This is a genomic window from Bacillus aerolatus, assembly GCF_009183655.1.
Lineage (GTDB): Bacteria > Bacillota > Bacilli > Bacillales > Domibacillaceae > Pseudobacillus > Pseudobacillus aerolatus.
Genome location: NZ_WEIO01000008.1, coordinates 62,280 through 82,669 on the forward strand (window position 1 = coordinate 62,280; position 20,390 = coordinate 82,669).

Genomic DNA, 20,390 nt, shown 5'->3' on the forward strand with positions numbered 1-20,390 from the left:
AATCAAAATAAATAAGAAATTTTTGTTTCTTTTGGCTATAGTAAAACAGATGGTTTTTTTCAAATAAAATAAGGTAAATTAACAATGAGGTGATAACGGATGAAGCAGGCACAAAATTTAGATGAATTAATCGATTTTGCTCAATCTGTCAATGGAGACAAGGAGTTGTTTATTTGCCAGCAAGAAAGCAGTCCATCCGGCGTTTCGCTCGGTGATGAAGACACCGGCGGAACCGACGTGGAAATGAACGTGAAAATTTTGCTGGAAGCTTCTAAAAGTGTGATTTGCTATGAGAAAGTGTACGAGAATTCAGTTCAATACGAAGAAGATTCCACACAAATGAAGGAACTTGAACAAGCAGTTCCCTCTCAAAGAATCGCTCCTTCAGATATGGAAGAAAAAATGAAGAAATATGCGCAGTGAAGCGAGTGTTTTTCGCTGCACTTAGAAGGCCTTCACTTGGTGAAGGTCCTCTTTTCTTCAACCTGTCTGTTTAGTCCTTCTTCCCGTAACTCACTTCAAGACCGGCCCGGACATCCATTTGAATACCGTATTGTGGAATTGGATAGCGTAATCCGTTGCGGCTTAAGTGGGCCAGTCCGTCAAGTGCTTTTACTAAGTCTTGCGGCGAGAGTGCCATTAACATTTCATCATCCAGTACGCCGCCGTACCGCCGCTCAGCAAAACAAGGAAGAGATAAACTCGGCTTTCCGGTGGCCAGTGCCCTTCCCCACGAATCCGCACACGAAGATTCACCGACGACACTCCAGTCAAACTTTTCATATTCCTTCCACTGCAGTCCGTTAATAAATAAAATCATTTGTCCCGGTGTTCCATAAATTAAGCAAATATCGGGTTTACTTAATCGATTGGAGGCGAGCGGCGAGACAGCCATCGCTTCATACTGTCCGTACGGAACAACCGTCATCGCATGCTGATGGCTGGACGAGTCTTCATCATTTTCAAACCAGACACCAGACATGTCTTTGCCTGAAAGCCATTCTTCATTGTGCGGATGAAGGCCAATAACCGCCTGGCACTGCGCTCCAACAAGGTCTTCCGCTGTAATTCCGACTGTCCAGCCTAACCTTGCTGCCTGTGCCACAATTTGATCGGTCGTATGTATGCTTTTCGGCCGGCGAATTTTAGATATAGCTTCCATTTCTTCTTTGCGTTTAAACATTTTCATACCGATGGGAATGGTTTTGATTTTTAAATAATGATTTAACTGATCGACAATTTCTTTCCAATCGTATGTTATTTGCTCCTCTGACATTTGGGTTCGCCTCACTTTTCATGATATTTTCATAGGACCAATAATAAACTTCCAATTGGTGATGTTAACAACATGAGCGGATATTTAATAGATGATTTAAACGAGACACAACTTAATCCGCCGGCGGCAAAAGAATATGCGCGGCCGCACCTTTTCCTTCTTTGCTCGTAAATTGAATCGTTCCTTTATGATTTTCTATTATTTTGTAGCTGACCATTAAACCAAGCCCCATGCCTTTTTCTTTCGTAGTGAAAAAAGGCTTTCCTAATAGATCCAGCTGCTCTTGTGGAATACCTGTTCCTTCGTCTCTTACTTCAATAGAGGCAAAGCCATTTGAGGCAATACTTGTTTTCACATAGATATTCCCTCCCGTTGGCATTGCTTCAATGGCATTTTTAATTAAATTAATTAACACTTGTTTTAATTGTTTCGGTTCGCAATTCACATGCGGGAGGTTTTCATCTAAATCCGTTTTGATTTCCACTTCATTTAATAAAGCTTCCGGATTCATAAAAACAAGGATTTCCTTTACTATTTGATTCATGTTCATGTTATTCATGGTTGTTGTATGGTCAGGTTTAGCCATGACTAAAAATTCATTCAAAATAAACTCAATCCGTTCCAGCTCAGAAAGAATAATCTCACTATATTTATTATTTGTTTCCTGCCCGAGCAGCTGCACGAATCCTTTTACGGAAGTGAGCGGATTTCTAATCTCATGGGCAATACCGGCTGCTAATTGCCCCACTACTCCGAGTTCATCCCGCTTTTTTATCATCATGTCTCTTGTCTTCCACTCTGTAATATCTTCCGATACGCTAATATTACGGGTGACTATGCCATGTTCATCAACAACAGGTGTAACTTTTGTTCGAATCCATTTTTCTTCTCCCTCCTTATCTCCTTTTATTTTGTACTCCATTTCTCTTGGTACGTTATCGGTCATTAAAAATATTTCTTTCATTCTTTCTAAATCCTCTTGGTGAAATTCCCCAAACATACTTGCAGGATTTTCGTATAGCTGATCGACACTGATTCCCCATAATTTTTCATAAGAAGGGCTAATATAGAGGAACTTGCATTGTTGTATATCAAACAGACAGATCACTTCTTTAATATTCTCTGTTATATCCAGAAGCAATTTCTCTCTTTCTTCAATAACTGAGTTTTGTATTTCTACTAACATCTTTGTTTCAAAAACCTCAGTCAAATCTCTAGTAATAGCTGATATAGCCGTAACTTTGCCTGAAAGATCATACACTGGAGACAGTGTTAGAGAGACCGGAAAAATAGTTCCATCTTTTTTTATTCTAAACGTCCGATGGTTGATCACTTTCTCACCGTTTTTTAGCCGTTCTCTGAATGCAGCAAATTCATGTTTCAAATATTTTGGTATTGTAGAATGAAGTGTATCGGGTGTGCAGCCGTATAGTGTCTTAAATGCATCGTTAACGAAGATGATCTTGCCGTTTAAATCTACAATATCTGCTGCGCCATCTATTAAATCAAAAAAAGTACTGGGCCAGGCAATTGATGCGTTGTCTTCAACTAAATGCTTTTCCATAGGCTCGGCAATCGCTTGAATCAAGCCGTCTTCCGTTACTCCCGCCTTCTCCCAATGCAGTTGAACGTACGTACCATTCTTGCACCGGCAACGATGGACAAATGAAACAAACCGTTGCTTTTCTTTTAGATACAGCAGCCGTGTTGTCGTCTGTCCTTTGTCTTCTGGATGGACAAGTTCCAAAAAAGATCGGTCCCCTACCTCGGAAAAAGAATACTGTAACAGTTTCTCAAATGAAGGGTTGATATACTTTATTCTCCCATCATGATCCATTAGTAAAAACAGTTCTTTTGTTCCACTGGCAAACCAATTCAACGATTCTTCCCTTATTACCGGTCTCAACATTCTCCCACCCACTTTTGATAAGTCCCTCATGACATAGTTTTTCTATATTATCTTTTTCTATCATATATCCTATTCAATATGTTGTATATATTTAATTCCATGTAAATAGATCAATATTATTGATTTTGTTTTAAATCAATAATAGTTTAGTATATATTCGTATTTTTAGTGTATCAGAAAATAATGTTTAAATTAACAGAATAATCATATTTCATCATAGAGCTTATGTGTTTTAATAGAAGAAAGAGGATAAATAGGAGGAAATCGAATGAATACGATCATTTTATTTGATGGAGAATGTAACTTTTGCGATTCGAGTGTGCAGTTTATTATAAAGCGCGATCCTAAAGGAAAATTTTACTTTGCCTCTTTGCAAAGCGATACCGGTAAAAGTTTGCTGAAAAAGCATCGTGTGCCAGCTGACGTCGACAGCATAATAGTAATCGAAGGAGACAAAGTATATTCTAGGTCAGCCGCAGCTCTCCGGATTAGCAGACATTTAAAAGGTGCTTGGAAACTTCTGTACGTCTTGATTCTTGTGCCGAGCCCTATTCGAAACGCCGCATACGATTTCATTGCAAAAAACCGTTACAATTGGTTTGGCAAAAGAGACAGCTGCATGCTGCCATCTCCAAGTGTTCGAAAGAGATTTATTTAAATGACCAGATAATATAATGGTTTTAAAGTCAATAGACAGTCGGCTGGCGCCGATTTATGGTCAATGCCTCTGCCAAATATGCGCCTGCACCATCATGTGCGACTTACAAACAAACGCAGTTCCTCAAGTGTAAAAAAACCAAAGCAAAGTTGCTTTGGTTCATTGGTCATCCCCTGTTTCGGTGACAGTCTTTAACTTAATTCGCTGCAATCTCAAGGCATTTAACACGACAGATACGGAACTGAAGGCCATTGCAGCACCAGCTACCCATGGGGCAAGAAATCCAAGTGCTGCTACAGGGATGCCAAGCGTATTGTAGCCGAACGCCCAAAATAAATTTTGCTTAATGTTGCGGATGGTCATTTTACTCATATAAATGGCATCGGCAATGCTGTTTAAGTCGCCGCGAATGAGTGTAATATCTGCCGCTTCCATAGCGACATCTGTTCCAGTGCCAATGGCCATTCCGATATCGGCAGTTGCCAGTGCCGGCGCGTCATTGATGCCATCTCCGACCATCGCCACTTTCTTTCCTGCATGCTGGAGATTTTTCACTTCTTCTGCTTTTCCTTCCGGCAGAACTTCCGCAATCACATGATCAATTCCTACTTGTTCAGCGATCGCTTTTGCTGTTTGCGTGTTGTCGCCTGTAATCATCACAACATCGAGCCCCATATTTTTCAAGCGGGCAATGGCAGTCTTTGATGTTTTCTTCACCGTATCCGCCACGGCGATGATCCCCGCAAACTTGTTGTCAATGGCAACTAACATAGCCGTTTTTCCTTGTTTTTCAAGCTGTTCCATACTGTTAAGTTGTGCTTCAACATTAACCTTTTCTTTTGCCATCAACTTGCGTGTGCCAATCAATAATTCACGGCCTTCGACTTTCGATTGAATGCCGAATCCCGGCACGGCTTCAAACTCTTCTGATACTCCTAATTCAATGCCTTTTTCTTTTACTCCGTCCACAATGGCTTCAGCGAGCGGATGTTCCGAATTTTTTTCTGCTGTACCGACAAGCTGTAAAAATCTAGTTTCAGATATACCTTCAGCTAAAATAACATCTGTCAAAACTGGTTTTCCATTCGTGACCGTTCCGGTTTTATCGAGAATAATAGTGTCTAGCTGATGGGTCGTTTCCAGATGCTCTCCGCCTTTAAACAAAATGCCGTATTCTGCCGCTCGTCCGGAGCCGGCCATAATCGATGTTGGGGTAGCGAGACCGAGCGCACATGGACAAGCAATAACGAGGACTGCGATTAATTTTTCCAGCGCTTCCGCAAAATCACCAGGAGTCACAACGAAATACCAGATTAAAAAGGTCGTAATCGCAATCGCAACAACAATCGGAACAAAAATACCGGAAATGTTATCCGCGAGCCGCTGGATGGGCGCTTTGGAGCCTTGTGCTTCTTCCACTACTTTAATGATTTGAGCAAGTGCTGTCTCTTTGCCGACTTTCGTTGCTTTCATTTTTAAAAAACCATTTTTATTGATGGTCGAACCAATGACGATGTCGCCAGCCTTTTTATCAACCGGGATACTTTCACCTGTAATCATCGATTCATCGAGAGCTGATCTTCCCTCCATTATTTCGCCGTCCACCGGTACTTTTTCACCCGGCTTCACGTGAACGATGTCGCCAGATAATACTTCTTCAATTGGAATGGCTATTTCTACTCCATCTCTGACGACAGTCGCCGTTTTCGCCTGCAGCCCCATTAACTTCTTGATCGCTTCTGAGGAGCGTCCTTTCGCTTTTGCTTCAAATAATTTCCCGAGAATAATCAACGTAATCAAAACAGCACTCGTTTCAAAATAAAGGGAAACTGTGTGCTCTCCGGATCCAATCGACTGGATGCTTAAATAAAGACTGTAAAAGTAAGCAGCGGATGTGCCAAGGGCGACAAGAACATCCATGTTCGCGCTTTTATTTTTTAACGCTTTATAAGCACCGACATAAAATTGTCCGCCGACGATAAACTGGACAGGTGTCGCTAGAGCGAACTGTACCCATGGATTCATAAATATATCAGGAAGCCAGATGAAGGATGTGAACTCAAAATGGCTGACCATCGCCCATAATAATGGAAGAGATAAAATCGCCGAGAAAATGAATTTTCCAGTTTGCCGCCGAATTTCCTTTTCCCTGTAATTAGCTTGCTCTCCGGGTTGTTCTTCTTTTTGCACGAGTGAATATCCGAGCTTATCGATCGCTTCTTTCATATTTGTAACAGATACTTCTCCGCGGTTGAACTCGACAAGTGCTGTTTCTACCGCAAAATTGACACTGGCTTGATTCACGCCTTCCAGTTTGTTCAGGCGCTTTTCAATTCTCGTGGCACAAGCAGCGCATGTCATTCCCGTAATGTTAAACTCCGCCTTTTCACTGGCAATCTCATATCCTAAAGATTGGACTTTTTCTTTTAATTGCTTCACATCCGTTTTTTCCGGATCGTATTTAATGTTTGTTTTTTCTAGAGCAAAGTTGACGTTTGCTTCTTCCACACCATCGAGCTTATTTAAGCCTTTCTCAATCCTTGTCGCGCAGGCCGCACATGTCATTCCAGATATTTGCATGCTCGCTTCTTTTATATTGGCCATTTTTTCACTCCTTTGCTAACTATACACCGGTGGGGTATATTTTTGTTGAAAAGAAATCGTGCTGCTACAAGCACGATTCTTTAAGTAGTTGAATTTATTGCTGCACGTCATATCCTTGGTCTTCAATTTCGCCGGTAATTTCTTTGACAGAAACAGCATCAGAATTGAAAGCGACATCAACTTTCCCTTGATCCAAATGTACTTTCACCGATTCTACTCCATTCAATTTCCCAACATTCGTTTCAATGGCATTCACGCAATGACCGCAAGACATGCCTTGGACAGTTAAAGTGATTTGTTCCATTTTATCAAACCTCCTGTAAATAATAGTATAATTTATTTTTATGTTACCATACCCCTGTACGGTAAATCAACAAATAAGATTTTTATTCGAAAAAATAGGCAATGTTACAAGCGGATATCGCCTTGCTCTATGTTTTAGAGACCGTACGGGTGTATAGAAAAAGCCAGCAAACGTTTTGCTGACGTGTTTTATGATTTCGCGAAGCGTTCAAATACTTGCATTAATTCATCAATCGCTTCTTTTCCGTCGCCATTTTTAATCGCATCCGACACACAATGATTCGTATGTCTTTCTAACATATGAAAGCTCACCTTTTTTAGCGCAGCATTAATAGCTGAAACTTGCGTTAAAACATCTACACAGTAACGGTCATTTTCAATCATATTTTGAATGCCTCTTACTTGGCCTTCAATTCTTTTTAATCGATTAATAAGCTGTTCTTTTTCTATCGTATCTCTATGGGTAACTGTCTTCATCTCTTCGTTGTTATCAGTCATTTCGCTTCCACCTCACTTCATTTCAACTTTCTGCTTTTGAAAGCCTTTTTTCCGTACCGTATGGGGGTATATTGCAAATATAATCAAATTATATCATACGATGCGCATCTATGCACGATCAAGGCCAAAATTGAATCGACTGAATTGTATGCAGCTATCAAGAACGAAACGGGAAAAACGACTGCCTGCTTAGACAGCCGTCATGACCCTTGGAAAAAGTCGTTAATGATTCGTTTGATCTCCCCCTCCATGTTTGTTTAAAAGAGCAGCTGTTTCAGAAATTCGCTGCAACATCGAATGAAACTCCTGGGTACTGGCGGACTGTTCTTCTGTCTGCGCGGCGATTTCATGAATCGATTCATTCACTTTTAAAATTTCGAGCTGTGTCAGTTCCAGTTGTTTTTGAATGTCTTCTGCCGCTGAATTACTGTTGGCAGCCATTTTACGTATTTCGTCCGCCACGACTGAAAAGCCTCTTCCAAACTCTCCGGAACGCGCCGCTTCAATCGCAGCGTTTAAACCTAAAATATTAGACCTTGAAGCTATTTCTTTCACTTGCTGAATAATTTTTTCTACGTTCTTCATATTATTTTTCATTGTTTCTGATTGCTGCGACAATTCTTGAAGTTTATCGGCAGAGGAATCCGTCGTTGCCGCCATTTCTTCCGAGAAAAAAGTCAGTTGTCCAATCACTGAACTAAGTTCTTCGGCCCCTTTTCGAAAAGCTGCCAGCTTATGATTAGAAATGGCCGCAGCTAAAGCACCGACCATTTGCCCACTTTCCTTGATGGGAGTACATGTCGATATATAAGGAACACCAAGCACTTCTTCAGGAATCTCTTCGCGAATTTTTTTCCCTGTCTGTAACACTTTATACGTAGCTGACTTTTTATATTTTGTCATACTTTCGCCAATCTTTAATTTTAAATCGATCACTTCTCCAGGCAGATAACCGATAATTTTTTCCTTGTCACATAAAATCAGACAAGTATCTTCCGGATATGTTTGTTGAATAACCGGTAAATGATCAGCCATTTCTCTTAATATATTTGACATTTTTGTCTACCCCCTTGCCAGTTATTTCAATATTATCACTATCTAACTAACAAATCTATGAAATTTATCATAGTTCTATATTCCTTCTCAAAGAAAATCAAACCGATACTACCAATCAAAAGTGCTACTAATGCAGTCAGTCGACCGACGCCAGTTTTCAATTAAACCAATTTGACAAGGTCATCTCCAAAAAAAAGACCTCGCTTCTCTAATAAATATTGGAGAAGGATGGTCTAAAGTTACAAATTCATAGATCAACTCGTCATTTTCAGATCATTTTCTGGCATGTGCTGCTTTTTAAATTTGAACCACGCGACGATAACCGCGATCATTAAAGTCATTCCCAAGTACCCTACGATCGGATAAAGAGTACCTACTAGTTTGACAAACCCGACAAAGCTGGCAAAAAAAGCAACAATTGTAAAAGATATCACGGAAGGTTTAAATGATCGATGACTCGAAGGTATGACTCTCGCAGCAAACGCATAGATCATTCCAACTGTCGTATTGTAAATCATCGCCAATAGCACGAACGACATCAAGTAGCCTATAACAGGAGAAACTTCATTCGCTATATGCACAATCGGCATGTCGACCGATTGAATCTCCTGGAAATTTAACAGCATGGTGACATTAATAAGCAAGACTAACAATCCAAGTCCGATTCCTCCAAAGAGGCCTCCTAAGCCCGCTGTTTTTTCATTTTTTTCAGCACCGCCAATGAGTGTTAAAATGGCTCCTCCTGCGGCAATATTATAAGAAACATATAAAACTGCACTGATCATCCAATTGGATGCAGCTGTATTTTCTGTTTTTCCTAGCTGAAAAATATCAGTTACATTTCCCCCGTACTGAACAAATGAGAACGCAGTTACAATAAATATCATTACGAAAAGAAATGGAGTCATTAAGCTGATAGCTGAGATAACCTTTTGGAATTGAAAACAAACAGTCACAATGGTTAATCCTGTCATTACTAAGCTGCCGTAAAGAGAAGCTATTCCAAATTGTTGTTGGAAAATTGAGCCGCTCCCAGCAATCATGACTACGGCTACACCAAACAGGAAAAATGTGATGATGATATCTACAAATCTTCCTAAAATTCTGCCGCAAATTAAATCAATTACGTTTTTATGCGAGTCCGTTTGAAGTCTCGAACCAATTTGCAATAGCTGCATGCCAAGAAAAGAAAACAACACCGTAGCAGCGACCGTGCCTAGTATACTAATCCATCCAAAGCCCGTAAAAAACTGTAAAACCTCCTGGCCCGATGCAAAGCCTGCTCCTACAACAATACCTACATAAGCTCCAGCTATTTTTAACACATTCTTCATAATAGTCCCCTTATTAATTTTTAAATATTCTGAATAATTATTGTGTAGCTAAAAACCCGGGTCATACCGGGTTTTTGACCTAAAGGATCTCTACCACTTTCTATCAACTTCTATTACTTACAATGAATAAGTCTTTTCTGCCACCGTGAATTTTTCAACTGCCTGGCGATCTACTTCGTAGCCAATTCCAGCTTTATTAGTAACGTCGATCGTGCCATTCTCTACAACTACTTCAGGCTTGATAATATCTTGTTCCCAATAACGTGAGGAAGCCGCTGTGTCTCCCGGCAAAACAAAGTTACTGAGTGTAGTCAAGGCAATGTTATGTGCTCTTCCAACACCCGCTTCCAGCATACCGCCGCACCAAACGGGAATATTATTTTCTTTGCACAAGTCATGAATTTTTTTTGATTCTGTTAAGCCGCCAACACGCCCAATTTTAATATTAATAATTTTGCAGCTTCCTAATTGCAGAGCTTTTCTAGCATCTTCATATGAATGAATGCTTTCATCAAGACAAATAGGTGTCCGCAGCTCTTTTTGAACTTGCGCATGATCGACGATATCATCCGATGCGAGCGGCTGTTCAATCATCATTAAGTCAAACTCGTCCAGTTGTTTTAACAAATCCAGATCTTCAAGCCGGTAAGCTGAATTTGCATCGGCCATTAACGCGATATCCGGAAAAGCACGGCGGATTTCTCTCATGACGTCAACATCCCAGCCTGGCTTAATTTTCACTTTAATCCGCTTGTATCCCTCATCCACATGCTCTTTTACAATAGCTAAAAGCTGCTCTATGGAATCTTGAATGCCGATGCTAACGCCTACTTCAATCGATGTATTTTTCCCGCCAAGGCTTTCATACAGAGGAACTGCATTTCTTTTCGAATATAAGTCCCACACGGCTCCTTCAATGGCCGCTTTGGCCATGTTGTTTTTCCTGATCGGTTCGAAGATGCTGGAAATCTCATCGGGATGGGCAATTTCCTTTTCTTTCAGCATTGGGATTAGGAAGTCCTCCATGATATGCCAGTTTGTTTTTAACGTTTCTTCATTATAAAAAGGCGAAACAAAGGCCACTGATTCCCCCCAGCCAGATAAGCCATTTTCATCTTTTGCTTCTACTAAAATAAACTCCTTCGTTCGAAACGTGCCAAAGCTTGTTGTGAAGGGAAACTTTAATTCCATCTGTAAATGTCGTAAAACAATCTCTTTTATTTTCATTTTTAAAATTCCTTCCTATTTTTATAAGTGAATGAACTCCCTTTGAACGAACAAATAATAGTGGACAGGCTCGTCATCACTTTTTATTAATTTCACTGCGGCATACCCGGCATTAAAAAGTTTGGTAAATATTTCGCGTGTTTTCATTCGCCAATCTAAAGCCAAAGCAAAATTAGTTGTTTTTATTTCTTGAAAATTCTTTGGAACAGGGACGATTACATTCGCTGTCGTTTCAACTTTTTCTAAATGCAAAGCAGAAATCTTTGGCAGGCCTTTTTCTATCTTCTCATAATCCGCCAATTTTATTGCACTTTTTTCATTAAGTGTCTGGAAGCCGTTCACATAAGGGCTTTGAATCCACCACTCCACTTTTAAACGATCTGAAGGCAGTCCTTTATTCAATCCATCATTCATTTCCCCGTAACAATTCACTACATATGTGCTGCAAACTGCCTTTAACTTTGTCATATTTAAGTAAGCATTCACACTTTCAAGAGGGTCGAATGTCCATGTTAATAACTCGTAGCCGAGACGGATGGCTTCTTTTCTTTGTGCCTCCTTTAACGCTTCGCCGATCCCCTTTTTTTGATGATCCGGATGAATACCCAGCATATGAGAGCATAAATAAGTGCGGCCATTGGAAAACCCGGCAAAACCATAACTGTAACCAATCAATTCTTCTTCCGAGAAGGCACCGATTAACAGTCCTCCATTTAAATGAGCCGTTATCGTTTGATGAATGGGTATCGGATCCATCTGCCATATTTTCTTTTCAAGCACTTGCATTTTTTCAAAATCTTTTCGATCCTGGAATGTTCGAATGTGATAATTTTTCAAGACGCTTCACCCTTCCAGCTGCTCAAATGTACGAATGATCGTTTCTGTTAATATTTCTATGCCTGTATAAATCGCTTCTTGTTGAAATGTCATATCTGGATGATGCAGACCCGGTTTTAAATCGCAGCCGAGACCGAGCATAGTCGCCTTTAATTGCGGTTTTTTTAATGTGTAAAAGTGAAAATCTTCTCCCCCGGTTGTAACAATTGGCGGGACGAGATGTTCTTTTCCCATCACTTTAATAATGGCCTCTTCCATTACACTTACCGCTTGTTCCGATAGTTCAGCTGCTGCTGTTTCTGCTTTTGTTTCTAAGTGGATGTTCGCTTGATGGACCACTTCTAGTCCTTTGCAAATTTGCACCACTTTTTCTGTTAATTCATTCATTGTTTCATTCGTTTGTGCCCGAACATCAATGGAGAAAGAAGCTTTTCCTGGGATTAAGTTGCTCGTTTCATTTCCACTTTGAAATTTAGTCATTTTAATTGAATAAGGGATAGCCGGATCGAGGTGAATTTGACTTAATGACTGGATGAGATCTGCGCCGATTTCGATCGCGTTTTTCCCGAGATGAGGCCTGGCTCCGTGAGCATCTTCGCCAATAATTTCCCCAGCAATAAATTTCGCCGCTCCGTGCTGAATTCCTGGAGATACCTGCCCAAAAGACAATTCCTGAATGGGCCTAACATGAACACCGTATAAATAGTCCAGCTCATCAATGATACCTTTTTCGATCATTTTTAAAGCGCCTGTTCCTTTTTCTTCTGCAGGCTGAAAGATGACTACAAGCTTTCCTTTTGGCTTGTACTGTAGGCTCTTCAGCAACAGCAGCGTGCCTACGGCCATCGTCATATGCGCATCATGACCGCAAGAATGATTCGCTTGAAGTGTACCGTTTACTTCCTGCCATAAAGCATCGATATCACAGCGCAGTCCAACTGAAACATCCCCCTCGCCCATCTCGACTATGATTCCCGTACAATCACTAAATGTTTGGGCTTTAAAGCCTGACTTTATTAAGAGATTATATAAATATTCGGTCGTATGGACTTCTTGCCAGCTGACTTCCGGGTGGGAATGCAAGTAATCGTATATTTGTTGTATCGAAGGTTTCAATTCTTCAAGCTCTTTTTTCACAGCAAAACTTCCTTCCTTTCGCTTTATATCTCTGTAGACATTTCATTAATAAAATAAATGATGGGCGTTCATCCTTTCATATTTCTTTTGCCGTTCTTTAATTTGTTCCGAATACTGAACAGAGATGCTCGCCGTCATCGCGTTCAAAAAAGAAAAAAGCGGTGGAAAGGCATCCAAGGTTGAGTCTTCGCCTGTTCCAACTGCAAATGTAATATCGCTAAATTCTGAAATCGGAGCGAGGGCTGAATCTGTCATACTAATAACAAATGCCCCTTGCTCTTTTGCCATTTCAGCCATTTTCACCGTTTCCTTTACATAGCGGTGAAAAGTCACAGCAATAAATACGGATTGCTCATTCACGCTTTGAAGTGCAGTGAACAAATCATCCGTTCCGGGCTGAAATAATTTCACCTCGTCCCGGACTAAACCTAATACAAATGAAAACCATTGAGCCGGGGCAAATGATGTCCTCATTCCGGTTACTTGAACCGTATCCGCGTCCATTATTTTTTCCACCGCCAGCTGCACATCCTCTTCCCGGATATTAGTAATGGCTTTTTGAATATTTTTCATGTCTTTTTCCATGACCTGGGCAAACAAATGCGGCTGTTCCGCCATTTCTAATTTCGAAGAATAGTAACGGTCCATACTGCTTTTTTCATGAATGAAATGTTCTCGAATAATTGATTGCAAGCTGACATATCCGCTTAATTCCAATGAATAACAAAAACGGATCACAGTCGTTTCACTGACTCCGATCTGCTTTCCAATTTGACCGGCCGATTGCAGCGCAAACTCTTCAGGCTTTTCCATTAAATACTTGCCTACTGCTTTCTGACCTTTAGATAATTGCGAATACTTTTCCTTTAGTTTATTCAACAATTCCACTTTCATTTCTCCCCACTATGAAGCTTATGCTTCTTTTTTTTAAAAAATAGAAGCATAAGCTTCATAAGTGATTATTAATTTATCATAAAATTCAAATATGAACAATACATTTTCTGAACTTTCTGTCACGTGATCGTCTTAAATTAAGGCTGTTTTCGTAAACTTTGTTGCTATTAGAAAAGGGTTGGTTGATTTCCGCTCCAGGATGCTCGCTTTCCGCGGGGCGGGCGGTGAGCCTCCTCGTCGCTTTGCTCCTGCGGGGTCTCACCTGTCCCGCTAATCCCGCAGGAGCCTCGCACCTTCCGCTCCAATCAACCCTTTTGCTACACTTTTTGTCATAAGAATATACTATAAAAACAACAAACTTTTAGAAAAAAGCCTAAATTAAAAAAGCAAGAGTGCTCGGAGCAGCTCTTGCTTTTTGACTTAACCAAAATATGAAACGCTTAATGGAGAGACACAAACATTTGTGCAACTGCTGCTCAGCTACGCTTTTTTGCCAAAATCCACCCACAGTACCCCTTCACGGTTGTCCATTTGAAAACCACGCCACCCTTTCTCGAGAAGGTCTTGCTGTCCGGCCATATCATCCATCCGTACTGTTACAATTTGCAGCCAATCTTTGGTTTTCGCTTCTGCGAGTTCCTTCACAAAAATATAGCGCAGCCGCCTGCCGTATTTTTCTTTAAGCGCAGCGATTTCCATTCCTTGGGCAAATTTGTCTTTTAAGCTTGGTATGTTAAACGGAGCGACTGTACAGCAAACATATGAATAACTTTCATTATGCTTTTGTAACTCTTGCATGATGAGCGTGGCTAGCGTTTTTTGCAGTCGATTGCCCCGGTAATCGGGATGCACATTCGAGATTTCTTGATAGATGACACCTGGTAGTTCTTCTTTTGTTAGTCCGATGTCCAACCCTAAATGTTCTTCATCGATTGGAGGTACTAAAAGCGCGCGAAACGCAATCAGCTGTTCCTCTGCAAATGCCCCGATCATCAGTCCGTTTCCTTCCAATATGTATTGAAACTCCTTCGCGCTTAGCGGCTGCAGCGTCTCTTTGCTTTCCAACGATTCAATGACCACTTCCTGCAAAGATAAAATTTGTTTCATATCGGCCATCGATAATGTTTGAACTTTAAATGGCTGCCCGTCATTATTTAACTTTCCCTCATAAATCACTTTCACTCTTTTTCCTCCTCCAGCGTCCTCTGCCTTATAAAATAAAATTATGTATTTCCTCATTTATATTTAACAGCTTGTATTCACATCGTACTCAACGAACGAAAAAATTTCCATAGAAAAAAGCTCTCCATAAGAATATTTTTTGTTTAGCTGATATGAAACTGTGTCTTGCAGCAATTTATTCGAAAAATCCCCCGCAGCCATGGCGAGGGAACGACTTTCATCTTTTCGTATTGCTGTGTTTCGCTTTGTCTTCAAGCTGTGATTTTGGGCTTGTATCGCCTTTGCCTCCGCCGGAATACCCTTGTGGATTCACTCCGCTAAATGCATCGTTGCCTCGGTTTCTGTTTTTGCTCATAAAAAACACCTCCTGCGCTTACTATTTGCGAAAAGTGAAAGCCATAGTATAGAAAAATTTTGCAGAAAAACCATGAAGGCTTTTACAATTGTCTTTGATAATCCACGATGAAAAAGGCAACACTATGATGGAAGTTGGATTTCTTATTAACTGTCGCAAGGAGAGGATATAAATGGCAACACGACAATCAGTGGATGATTGCTTAGAGCAGTGCAAAAACGCGTTAAACTATGCAACCGATCAATACGAGGAAGCGTCTTTGCAGGAACATAATAACGTTGGTACCTATAACCAATCGCAGTTAATGCTTGAAGAGGCATATAATGACTTAGACAAGCTGCTCCTCAGTGCAAATGAGCAGCAAAGAGAACAACTGCACCGGATGAGACTGCAGATCCAGCAAATGCAAAATAACATGATTTTATTAAATCAATAAAATATAACTGGCCCGTATTATTGACTAATTGTGCGGGCCAATTATTGAGGAGACTGTCCATGAACGTTGAAAGCATGGTTTACAGCGCAAAAAAGACATTAGGCCAGGCAACTGCTTATGCGAAAGAAAAAATATTTGAACTTACCGGCACACCCTCAGCCTCTGTTTCAGCGTTAGCAAAATTCATCCCAACCCACCACGACACGAAAGCAGAAATTAAAACCTTTTTAGGGACCAACTTTATCTTTTATACACTAGAAACGATGGGCGTTCGTTATTATTTGGAAATGAAGGGTTCCCGGATTTTACAATTAGATGCGAATATGAAGGACCATCAAATTGTTTCCTATCGTTCATATAGAGATCAACATTCGTTAAATGTTCCGATTAGATTTCCATAAGTGTACATCCGGTGACCTTTCTCTCATCATTTGGTGTTCGAAAAAGTACAAAATGAGATTTGCGCCCAGAAATAAATTTCATATTACCGAAAATCCATTTTGCAGGCAGTAATTCCTGATTTACAAGCAGCCACCCCACATTTACAGTCAGTCAGGCAAGACATGAATGAGATCAGCTAACGCCGATTTCCAGTGAAAATTCCCCTTAAAAAATTAAGACCATCGCCTTCCCGTGTACAGGAAAACGATGGTCTCTTCTCTTGAATATGATTGCAAATTGTCTATTTCTTTTCTTCCGGAATGGCCAAATTTAAGAGGACAGTCGCCAAGGCACCCACTGTAATTCCAGAAGATAAAATGTAATTAGCCCAATCCGGGACACTGTAGAGAACGTCTTTAGGTAAAATCGTCACAGCTATCGTTAATAAAATAGGAATGCCAATTACCATCATGTTGCGATCATCGATAACAATTGGTTGAATAACTTTCATGCCATTTGTCACAATGGCGACACAGACAATACCAAAGATACCGTTGATAACAGGTTCCGGTATACACGTAATCGCCGTAGAAAGCTTTGGTACAAGCCCAAGGCAGACAAGAATTAATCCGCTTGCCATAATGGCCATTCTGCTTGCTACACCAGTAATGGCGAGCAGCCCGGCATTAGAGGAATAGCCGGTCATCGGCGTGCTGCCGAACAGTGAACCAACGAGACAGCCAAGCCCTTCACCAACAGAAGCACGGTTTAAGCGTTTTTCATCCAGCTCTTTTCCGGTCACAGAAGATACAACAAACCAAGTTCCCGTTGTTTCAATCAAAATAATTAAATAAACAAAAACCATTGTAATAATAGCACTTACATCAAACACTGGCTTGCCGAATGGGAATATTGTTGGCAAAGAGAACCAGCTGGCATCTTTAACAGGTGAAAAATCAACACTGCCAAAGAAGTTTGCTGTGACCGTACCTGCTATAATCGCAATAATGACTGAAACTAAACGAAAAAATGTACCGATTCCATGCATTTTACGGCCAAGCAGCATACAAATAATCAACACTCCGGCAGAAACAGCTGCCACAAGAATATTTTCTCCAATATTGCCCTCTGCATTGTAAACGTTATTAAGTCCGATCGGCATCAAGGCGATGCCTACGATAATAATAACCGTACCGCCGACAAGAGGAGGAATAATTTTTCTAACAGCTTTTGCAAACCATCTTAACGGATAACCGAGGATGGCGATAATAATAGCACCTGGAATCAAACTTCCCGCAATGGCACCAAGCCCGAGCTTTCCGCCAATCGCAGCAATCGCACCGATCGGAACGTATGACGGTCCTTGTACGACAGGCAGCTTAACCCCTGCACCTGTTTGGATTAACGTGGCAATACCTGTTGCCAGAAAACACATTTGAATAAAGAAGGAGGTATTTTCCGTACTTAACGCAAGAAGGCCTGCGATAATGATTGGTGCAATGTACAAATCCATCGCCAGCACATGCTGTAATCCAAGGACAAAGGCTTTCCCGTAACCGATCTTATCATCCACCCCGATGATAATAGTGTTTTCTGTTTTCTTTTCCAATACGATCTTTCCCCTTTTTTATTCGTGTTTTTAATCTTTTCAACTGGATTATATAAAAGAAATATTCTTTTGTATATAAAAAACGAACATTTTCCCGTTTAAATTTTTTTTGGTTCGGTTATGATATTGACCATTTCTTAAAACATTATTAAAATAGAGAAATAAAATTGATGTGAGGAGATATAACCTATGTTGCAAGATAACGTATTATTGCAGGACTGGATTGTTGCCTGCCGTTCAGAAGACATAAAGGAAAAGCCCCTTCAAGTCATTCTCATGGGTGAGCGTCTGGCGATTTTCAGAAACAGTGAAGGGGTACATGCTTTTAAGGATTTATGCATTCACAGGGGCGCTTCTTTATCACTCGGAGAAGTCAAAAATGATTGTCTCGTTTGCCCTTACCATGCTTGGGAATACAACCACCATGGTGAATGTGTTAAGATTCCACAGCTGCCGGAGGGAAGAGTCATTCCAAAAAAAGCAACAGCCGTTTCCTATTCTTGTACAGAGAAATATGGATTCATCTGGGTGAATTTAGCCAAAAACAACCCGGAGCTATTCCGTTATGAAGAAATGGAAGGCACGGAGGAATACCGTAATGTCATTTGGGGGCCTCAAGAAGTTCAGGCAAAGCCGCCGCGCATTATCGAAAACTTTCTTGATGTTGGTCACCTTGCTGTTGTACATGAAGGTTTTTTAGGCTCGGACACCCATCGTGAAATTCAAGATTACGCAGTAAATCGGGAGGGTAATCGGATTTATTCAGATGAAATCGCGATTTTCCAGCCTGATCCGGACGGTTCCGGAACACCAAAATACGTCTATTACACGTATGAAATTGTTCGTCCGTTAACCGTGAAATTCACAAAAAGAGACCGTGAAAACGATACGTTAATGACTATTCTTTTAACCGTTCGTCCTGTCGATGAAAATAAGTCGGTTGCTTATGGAATTATTTCCTTTAACTATGATCCAGGACTGACAGATCAAGAAATCATTCAGTTTCAAGATGATATTTTTGCTCAAGATAAACCGGTAGTCGAAAACCAAAAACCAGAGGAGCTTCCGCTTGACTTACAAGTCGAACTCTCCCTCGTCTGCGATCGCATGAGCATTGCCTATCGGAAATACTTAAAAGAACTTGGGGTTGTTCTAGGAACAGCGTAGAGAGCGTATCCGTCATTCCTCGAACTTTGTTGATTACTGGCGTTTCAGTCCATTTACAGCCGGCTCTGTCGCCGCTTTTTAGGCAAAACACTATAGTTAAGCAGTTACCTCCTCATAGTATTCAAAACAAAAAACCGGACAATCGTCCGGTTTTTTAAAATTATGGATGGGGTCATATCACTGATCACATACAATCATACAGGCATCTAAAGGTTACTTCGTATAGCTCAAAGAACCTTTATTTTTTTCTTTCCTTTAAAATATCTTGAATTATTTCTATATGGACAGCAGCCCATGATTTTTCATGAAAATGCAGAATTACACTTATAGTAAGCGTAATAATATAAATCACCACAAAAACAATCCACAGCAAGCTTCCTTTATTGAAAAGAAATTGTTGCAATTGTTGTGAAAACAGAAAAAAAAGCCATGGAACGGCGGATACTAAAATGGGAATAATCCCCGAACCATTTTTCTCTTTGATCATGCGATAATAAATTTTTTTTAATGTACAGCTATCAATTGATTGATAAAATTCTTGGATTTCACCAATTTCCGTCAGTTCCTTCATTTGTTTAAAAGGTTGATCCTTGTCCGATACTTTTTTTAGCCGAAGGTAAACTTTATGAGCATCCCCACGAAATGAAAACATATTTCCCTCCCTTTAAAAAAATCCTTATAATAGAAGGCTTTCCATGTATGTTTTCATTTATTCGAATTGAAAAGTGCCTGTCACTAGTTTCCGTCTAACTACATAACAAAACCGCCGTCAACAAATAAGGTTTGGCCTGTCATAAATCCACTCCAGTCAGATGCCAGAAATAAAACCGGGCCGGCCACGTCTTCAGGAAGAGCTATTCTGCGCAGTGGAGTTTGGGCGATAATCATTTCTTTCATTTCTTCTTTCGTATATTTGCTGGCACTTGTTGGATACACAAGTCCAGGTGCCACACAGTTGACTCTAATTCCGAATGGGCCAAGCTCTGCTGCTAAATTACGGCTGTACCCCATCAAGGCTGTTTTCGCCGTGTTGTATTCATGATACGGCACAATCGGCCTCTCCACTAAATTACTAATTATATTAACGATGCTCCCCTGAGTTTGTTTTTTCATCATCGGCAGAACGGCCTGAGTGATGTAATGAGCGGAACGCAATGCTCCGTCAATTTGCTCCTGGTAATCATTCCACTTTAATTCCCAAAGCATTTTACGCTCATCCGGATTAAATATATAAGGTTTAAACGCATTGTTTACAACAACGTCAATTTTCCCCGCTTCCAATATGATTTGATCCATCATCCCGTTGACGGCGCTTTCGGAAGTGACATCCCCTTGAATAGCCCAGCCATCGCCGCCAAGCTCCCGGCATGAGGCAGCCACCTTTTCAGCTGCCTCTTTATTTTGGAGGTAATTAACGATGACAAACGCTTCTTCTTCTGCAAAAGCACGAGCAATAGAAGCACCGATCCCCCGGCTCGCTCCGGTAACAAGAACAACTTTCCCTTTAAATTTTCCCATATTCGTTCA

At 40.6% G+C, this 20,390-nt stretch carries 21 protein-coding genes; 5 read left to right on the forward strand and 16 right to left on the reverse strand.

Annotated elements, in window-relative coordinates:
* The first annotated feature begins 99 nt into the window (after positions 1-99).
* Positions 100-423 carry a hypothetical protein gene (locus F9802_RS13455; RefSeq protein WP_152152807.1) on the forward strand — a complete coding sequence of 108 codons (324 nt, stop codon included), beginning with the start codon at positions 100-102 and terminating at the stop codon, positions 421-423.
* 70 nt (positions 424-493) lie between these two features.
* On the opposite strand, the gene F9802_RS13460 is transcribed toward F9802_RS13455, so the two are convergent.
* Positions 494-1,276 (reverse strand): DUF169 domain-containing protein, encoded by a 783-nt coding sequence (locus F9802_RS13460; RefSeq protein WP_152152809.1) that lies wholly within the window; start codon positions 1,274-1,276, stop codon positions 494-496.
* A gap of 112 nt (positions 1,277-1,388) precedes the next feature.
* A complete protein-coding gene (locus F9802_RS13465) occupies positions 1,389-3,185 on the reverse strand; it encodes a PAS domain-containing sensor histidine kinase (protein ID WP_191991972.1) in 1,797 nt (598 codons plus the stop codon).
* A gap of 268 nt (positions 3,186-3,453) precedes the next feature.
* On the opposite strand from F9802_RS13465, the gene F9802_RS13470 reads away from it, so the two are divergent.
* On the forward strand, positions 3,454-3,843 hold the full coding sequence (locus F9802_RS13470) for a thiol-disulfide oxidoreductase DCC family protein (protein ID WP_152152813.1): 390 nt from the start codon (positions 3,454-3,456) through the stop codon (positions 3,841-3,843).
* A gap of 159 nt (positions 3,844-4,002) precedes the next feature.
* Here F9802_RS13470 and F9802_RS13475 read toward each other — a convergent pair whose 3' ends face one another.
* The 11 genes from F9802_RS13475 to F9802_RS13525 all read right to left on the reverse strand — a co-directional run bounded on the left by F9802_RS13475 (position 4,003) and on the right by F9802_RS13525 (position 15,270).
* Positions 4,003-6,447 (reverse strand): heavy metal translocating P-type ATPase, encoded by a 2,445-nt coding sequence (locus F9802_RS13475; protein ID WP_152152815.1) that lies wholly within the window; start codon positions 6,445-6,447, stop codon positions 4,003-4,005.
* A 94-nt stretch (positions 6,448-6,541) separates the two neighbouring features.
* The gene (gene copZ, locus F9802_RS13480) at positions 6,542-6,751 is read right to left on the reverse strand and encodes a copper chaperone CopZ (RefSeq protein ID WP_152152817.1); all 210 of its coding nucleotides are present in this window, start codon (positions 6,749-6,751) and stop codon (positions 6,542-6,544) included.
* Positions 6,752-6,939: 188 nt separating this feature from the next.
* On the reverse strand, positions 6,940-7,248 hold the full coding sequence (locus F9802_RS13485) for a metal-sensing transcriptional repressor (protein ID WP_152152819.1): 309 nt from the start codon (positions 7,246-7,248) through the stop codon (positions 6,940-6,942).
* Between the two features lie 222 nt (positions 7,249-7,470).
* Positions 7,471-8,304, reverse strand: a complete 834-nt coding sequence (locus F9802_RS20140; protein ID WP_152152821.1) for a methyl-accepting chemotaxis protein — start codon at positions 8,302-8,304, stop codon at positions 7,471-7,473.
* Positions 8,305-8,558: 254 nt separating this feature from the next.
* On the reverse strand, positions 8,559-9,638 hold the full coding sequence (locus F9802_RS13495; RefSeq protein WP_152152823.1) for a YkvI family membrane protein: 1,080 nt from the start codon (positions 9,636-9,638) through the stop codon (positions 8,559-8,561).
* Positions 9,639-9,755: 117 nt separating this feature from the next.
* On the reverse strand, positions 9,756-10,865 hold the full coding sequence (menC, locus tag F9802_RS13500) for an o-succinylbenzoate synthase (RefSeq protein WP_152152825.1): 1,110 nt from the start codon (positions 10,863-10,865) through the stop codon (positions 9,756-9,758).
* Positions 10,866-10,886: 21 nt separating this feature from the next.
* Positions 10,887-11,702, reverse strand: a complete 816-nt coding sequence (locus F9802_RS13505; protein ID WP_225435349.1) for a GNAT family N-acetyltransferase — start codon at positions 11,700-11,702, stop codon at positions 10,887-10,889.
* Positions 11,703-11,708: 6 nt separating this feature from the next.
* Positions 11,709-12,839, reverse strand: coding sequence for a M20 peptidase aminoacylase family protein (locus F9802_RS13510; RefSeq protein ID WP_152152827.1), 1,131 nt, complete (start codon positions 12,837-12,839; stop codon positions 11,709-11,711).
* 45 nt (positions 12,840-12,884) lie between these two features.
* Positions 12,885-13,733 (reverse strand): MurR/RpiR family transcriptional regulator, encoded by an 849-nt coding sequence (locus F9802_RS13515; protein WP_404799169.1) that lies wholly within the window; start codon positions 13,731-13,733, stop codon positions 12,885-12,887.
* 480 nt (positions 13,734-14,213) lie between these two features.
* Positions 14,214-14,915, reverse strand: coding sequence for a GNAT family N-acetyltransferase (locus F9802_RS13520; RefSeq protein WP_152152831.1), 702 nt, complete (start codon positions 14,913-14,915; stop codon positions 14,214-14,216).
* A 217-nt stretch (positions 14,916-15,132) separates the two neighbouring features.
* The gene (locus F9802_RS13525) at positions 15,133-15,270 is read right to left on the reverse strand and encodes a small, acid-soluble spore protein L (RefSeq protein WP_152152833.1); all 138 of its coding nucleotides are present in this window, start codon (positions 15,268-15,270) and stop codon (positions 15,133-15,135) included.
* A gap of 172 nt (positions 15,271-15,442) precedes the next feature.
* Here F9802_RS13525 and F9802_RS13530 point away from each other — a divergent pair, with 172 nt between their 5' ends.
* Together F9802_RS13530 and F9802_RS13535 are read left to right on the forward strand one after the other, a co-directional pair.
* Positions 15,443-15,706 (forward strand): YtzC family protein, encoded by a 264-nt coding sequence (locus F9802_RS13530; RefSeq protein ID WP_152152835.1) that lies wholly within the window; start codon positions 15,443-15,445, stop codon positions 15,704-15,706.
* Between the two features lie 59 nt (positions 15,707-15,765).
* On the forward strand, positions 15,766-16,107 hold the full coding sequence (locus F9802_RS13535; RefSeq protein ID WP_152152837.1) for a hypothetical protein: 342 nt from the start codon (positions 15,766-15,768) through the stop codon (positions 16,105-16,107).
* 281 nt (positions 16,108-16,388) lie between these two features.
* Here F9802_RS13535 and F9802_RS13540 read toward each other — a convergent pair whose 3' ends face one another.
* Positions 16,389-17,696: a uracil-xanthine permease family protein gene (locus tag F9802_RS13540; RefSeq protein ID WP_152152839.1), complete on the reverse strand. Its 1,308-nt coding sequence runs from the start codon at positions 17,694-17,696 to the stop codon at positions 16,389-16,391.
* 189 nt (positions 17,697-17,885) lie between these two features.
* Between F9802_RS13540 and F9802_RS13545 the strand changes: the two genes are divergently transcribed.
* Entirely contained in the window at positions 17,886-18,863 is a 978-nt protein-coding gene (locus F9802_RS13545) for an aromatic ring-hydroxylating oxygenase subunit alpha (RefSeq protein ID WP_152152841.1), read from the forward strand.
* A gap of 238 nt (positions 18,864-19,101) precedes the next feature.
* Here F9802_RS13545 and F9802_RS13550 read toward each other — a convergent pair whose 3' ends face one another.
* Entirely contained in the window at positions 19,102-19,515 is a 414-nt protein-coding gene (locus tag F9802_RS13550; RefSeq protein WP_152152843.1) for a hypothetical protein, read from the reverse strand.
* A gap of 98 nt (positions 19,516-19,613) precedes the next feature.
* The gene (locus F9802_RS13555; protein ID WP_152152845.1) at positions 19,614-20,381 is read right to left on the reverse strand and encodes an SDR family oxidoreductase; all 768 of its coding nucleotides are present in this window, start codon (positions 20,379-20,381) and stop codon (positions 19,614-19,616) included.
* Between the last annotated feature and the right edge of the window lie 9 nt (positions 20,382-20,390).

Bases quoted from the DNA above. Each gene is read 5' to 3' on its own strand.
- F9802_RS13555 (WP_152152845.1), bottom strand. From the start codon at position 20,381: ATGGGAAAATTTAAAGGGAAAGTTGTTCTTGTTACCGGAGCGAGCCGG.
- F9802_RS13495 (WP_152152823.1), bottom strand. From the start codon at position 9,638: ATGAAGAATGTGTTAAAAATAGCTGGAGCTTATGTAGGTATTGTTGTA.
- F9802_RS13460 (WP_152152809.1), bottom strand. From the start codon at position 1,276: ATGTCAGAGGAGCAAATAACATACGATTGGAAAGAAATTGTCGATCAG.
- F9802_RS13455 (WP_152152807.1), top strand. From the start codon at position 100: ATGAAGCAGGCACAAAATTTAGATGAATTAATCGATTTTGCTCAATCT.
- F9802_RS13485 (WP_152152819.1), bottom strand. From the start codon at position 7,248: ATGACTGATAACAACGAAGAGATGAAGACAGTTACCCATAGAGATACG.
- F9802_RS13550 (WP_152152843.1), bottom strand. From the start codon at position 19,515: ATGTTTTCATTTCGTGGGGATGCTCATAAAGTTTACCTTCGGCTAAAA.
- F9802_RS13525 (WP_152152833.1), bottom strand. From the start codon at position 15,270: ATGAGCAAAAACAGAAACCGAGGCAACGATGCATTTAGCGGAGTGAAT.
- F9802_RS13470 (WP_152152813.1), top strand. From the start codon at position 3,454: ATGAATACGATCATTTTATTTGATGGAGAATGTAACTTTTGCGATTCG.
- F9802_RS13535 (WP_152152837.1), top strand. From the start codon at position 15,766: ATGAACGTTGAAAGCATGGTTTACAGCGCAAAAAAGACATTAGGCCAG.
- F9802_RS13530 (WP_152152835.1), top strand. From the start codon at position 15,443: ATGGCAACACGACAATCAGTGGATGATTGCTTAGAGCAGTGCAAAAAC.
- F9802_RS13515 (WP_404799169.1), bottom strand. From the start codon at position 13,733: ATGAAAGTGGAATTGTTGAATAAACTAAAGGAAAAGTATTCGCAATTA.
- F9802_RS13545 (WP_152152841.1), top strand. From the start codon at position 17,886: ATGTTGCAAGATAACGTATTATTGCAGGACTGGATTGTTGCCTGCCGT.
- F9802_RS13465 (WP_191991972.1), bottom strand. From the start codon at position 3,185: ATGTTGAGACCGGTAATAAGGGAAGAATCGTTGAATTGGTTTGCCAGT.
- menC (WP_152152825.1), bottom strand. From the start codon at position 10,865: ATGAAAATAAAAGAGATTGTTTTACGACATTTACAGATGGAATTAAAG.
- F9802_RS20140 (WP_152152821.1), bottom strand. From the start codon at position 8,304: ATGTCAAATATATTAAGAGAAATGGCTGATCATTTACCGGTTATTCAA.
- copZ (WP_152152817.1), bottom strand. From the start codon at position 6,751: ATGGAACAAATCACTTTAACTGTCCAAGGCATGTCTTGCGGTCATTGC.
- F9802_RS13475 (WP_152152815.1), bottom strand. From the start codon at position 6,447: ATGGCCAATATAAAAGAAGCGAGCATGCAAATATCTGGAATGACATGT.